General features: G+C 42.1%; 4 protein-coding genes. All 4 read left to right on the forward strand.

Annotated elements, in window-relative coordinates; all coding sequences use genetic code 11:
* Nucleotides 1-1,236, forward strand: a 1,236-nt coding sequence (locus tag DRB05_RS00305; protein ID WP_240036177.1) for a polymorphic toxin type 15 domain-containing protein, incomplete at its 5' end; no start/stop codon positions are given.
* 7 nt (nucleotides 1,237-1,243) lie between these two features.
* Nucleotides 1,244-1,924, forward strand: a complete 681-nt coding sequence (locus tag DRB05_RS00310) for a GAD-like domain-containing protein (protein ID WP_128725181.1) — start codon at nucleotides 1,244-1,246, stop codon at nucleotides 1,922-1,924.
* Between the two features lie 554 nt (nucleotides 1,925-2,478).
* On the forward strand, nucleotides 2,479-3,111 hold the full coding sequence (locus DRB05_RS00315) for a hypothetical protein (RefSeq protein ID WP_240036178.1): 633 nt from the start codon (nucleotides 2,479-2,481) through the stop codon (nucleotides 3,109-3,111).
* Between the two features lie 12 nt (nucleotides 3,112-3,123).
* Nucleotides 3,124-3,356, forward strand: a 233-nt coding sequence (locus DRB05_RS00320) for a PoNe immunity protein domain-containing protein (RefSeq protein WP_128725183.1), incomplete at its 3' end; no start/stop codon positions are given.

Below are 3,356 nucleotides of genomic sequence, written 5' to 3' on the forward strand. Positions count from 1 at the left end.
ACGTCACAAATCGTGGTAGGTACCTTGATTTCCATGATACCAATTATCGACCAAGTCATGGATTTACGAGATATCATCGCCAATGTCATGTTACTGACCGACGATGATGAAGCCAACGACACCGACGCTTGGCTTGCCTTTACCCTCACCGGCATTGGTTTAGTGCCAGTTGTGGGCTCAGCCGTCAAAGGCGTAGGCAAGGTTATCTTAAAAAATACCGGAGAATCCCTCTCGGCTGCGCTTGCGGTACTTCGCAAGCTAGGCAAAGGCGACCCAGTTAAATACCTAAGAGACATCAACTGGCAAGACCTAGGAAAACAATCCGCCACGGAAGTTAAAAACATCGTCAAAGGCCTGCGCGATTCACTCGATGAAATGTCTACCAGTTGGCACTACGACCTACTGCTCCCAGACGCCGCCATCGAAGGCATGCAAACCACAGTAAAACGCCTAGACGAGGTCACCCCCAAAATCGACCAGCATATGCAACAAGCCGCCCAAGAAATCGGACAGCGAGTTAATAAAGCGCTGGATGAATATCAAGGCCAATCACCAATTCGAGGCGTTACCGACAAGCCCACCAAAGCCAAAGCCGATGAGTTGGAACCACCAAAAGGGAATGAGTTACCGGGGGGGAAGGGATTGCACCCTCTCAAAGCAGGCATGAAAGCATACAAGGTCCCCTGTTTTAAACCAAGTGATAACTTAAGGAAAAAACATAAGGGCGACTTACGTGCTTTAGAACAGAATTACGCAAGGCAACTTAAGTATCAAGAAGCAGGCTTAAATGATTTAACCATTGGTGAATACAGAGAAAACCGCGATCGATACAAAAATATGAAGCGTAAGGGGACTGGAACTGCTCAAAATGGTTTTAGAGATAAGTTCAGATACAAACTATATAAATCTCTCAAGAAATCATACGGTAGAAACAAATCACGTACTGAAGCAAAAAAATTAGCTGCGCAAAGAACAACAGAAATTATGAACAATTTACATGCATTACATGACCCTGATATGGGCGCTGGCGGTTATGATAATGTTACTCGTCTGGGTGATAAAAGAGTTAATGAATCTATAGGTCCGCAGTGGGCTAAAGCGCCTATAGGAAGTAAAAAAGGAAGTAAAACACGCGTTGAATTAATGGATGAGCAAGTTGAAAAAGCATTTAAAGAATATGGCCCAGATGCTAAGTTAAACATTAAACTTGAGCGCTGCCCGTTAAACAAAAAGTAGAGAACCCATGATAGAAACTAATGATGACGATTTAGCCTTTTTTTTAAGCGAATTTGGCCAACCAACAACAATTGTACCCGCGACTACCGCTGATATAGAAGCGTATCGAGGGAAGCTCCCTGATCAGCTACTTGAATACTGGCAAATACTCGGCTTCAGCGGTTTTGCCGATGGTTTATTTTGGTTGACAAACCCCGCGGATTATCAAGACATCCTTGATCGATTTTTAGAAGATACCCCGTTTGAGCAAGATGATATTTATTATGTTATTGCGCGCAATGCTTGGGGTGAACTTCAGATTTACGGCGAAAAAACAGGTGAATCCCTAGAAATCAGCCCGCACCTTAACTGGATAACAACAAGCGAAGGAAGCGAGCAAGATATTGCAGCTGGTAAGGCTAACCAAACTGCAAAAGATTTTATAGCGCTTCAAGAGCCTGAGCAACTTGATATTAAAGATAACCAAGGGAAACCACTTTTTCCTGCGACATTAAAAAAACATGGCCCACTCAATGCCGATGAAGTGTACGGCTTTGCGCCATTTTTATTTATGGGTGGCGAGAAAAAAGTCAAGAATATTGAAAAGTGCGATATTTTTGCCCATTTGAATTTAATTGCCGATATGGGTGATATGGAAATTATTGATATGGCTTCTATGGTACGTGGCGCTATTAAGCAGCACGAGTAACGCTGTATGCAAATGTGATTAGTAACGGCACACATCACTTAATGAATCATCAAGATGACCGTATCCCCGGTTACGCATGATGATTCATTAGACACGTTTTTTAATATTAACTTACCAGTTAGCTAGGGCCGGATTCCACTTTGCTCATAGATTAACAAAGAATAACTCCGTCCTAGAATCACCGTTCCAAGTTGCTCCTCTTCTCAGGGCAAACACTAGTTAACTTATCAGTATTGGTTTAGTGCCAGTAGTGGGCAAGGTTATCTTAAAAAATACCGGAGAATCCCTCTCCGCTGCGCTTGCTGTACTGCGGCTTTTTACCCAAAGAAAAGTCGACAAAGGCGACCCAGTTAAATACCTAAGAGACATCAACTGGCAAGACCTAGGAAAACAATCCGCCACGGAAGTAAAAAACATCCAAAGGCCTACGCGATTCACTCGATGAAATGTCTACCAGTTGGCACTACGACATACTACTCCCAGACGCCGCCATCGAAGGCATGCAAGCCACAGTAAAACGCCTAGACGACATCACCCCCAAAATCGACCAGCATATGCAACAAGCCGCCCAAGAAATCGGACAGCGAGTTAATAAAGCACTGGATGAATATCAAGGAGAGTTACCACAGGTTGGTGTTACCAATGTGCCGAAGAAATCTAAAGCGCCGGAGCTTTCAGCTCCAGAAGGAAACGATCTCAAAGGTGCCCCTGTTAACAAAGTTAATCCGCCATCACGTAAGACGCCTAGTGACTTTACGCAGCATAAATCACTAAACCATAGAAAAGGTGCTACTGGTGAGTACAATGCACACCAATTAATGTTGGAGAATGGCTATACACCACTAGGTAAAACCGATGGTAATTATAAACCAGGACAATCCGGTATTGACGGAATATATCTGCACCCAAATCCACCACCAGACTATGTGATTACAGAAGCCAAATATAACACCTCTCCATTAGGTAAAACTAAAAATGGTAAACAAATGAGTAATGCGTGGGTAACAGAAAAAAGATTAGAACAAGCAGGAATTGACGAAAAAACAAGACGTAAAATCCTCAAGAGCCTTCAAAAAAATAAAGACTCTGTACAAAAATTATTGATTCGAAATAAAGAAGATGGAACTTTAGTAATTAAAGCATTAGACAAAAATGCCAATATTATAGACAAGCCAGTGACCCTGTGATAGGAGCAGAAGATGTTAAGAGATACTTTAAAAAATAAAGAATATTATGATGATAGGGTTTCCTTTAGACTGGAATGTATTGAAGAAGATGTTGAAGAAATCAAATTTGATGATGATCCTGCCGATGTGAAGATGAAAGGTTCATTTAGGCTAGTTAGTGACTCATTGTATCTTCTTCATCAGAAATACTCTCGCGGCGATGATCTCTCAGAATTTAAGCCACTTTTATTAAATATGTTGACCTA

Origin of the sequence: Pseudoalteromonas sp. A757, assembly GCF_004103285.1 — a bacterium.
GTDB classification, from domain to species: domain Bacteria; phylum Pseudomonadota; class Gammaproteobacteria; order Enterobacterales; family Alteromonadaceae; genus Pseudoalteromonas; species Pseudoalteromonas galatheae.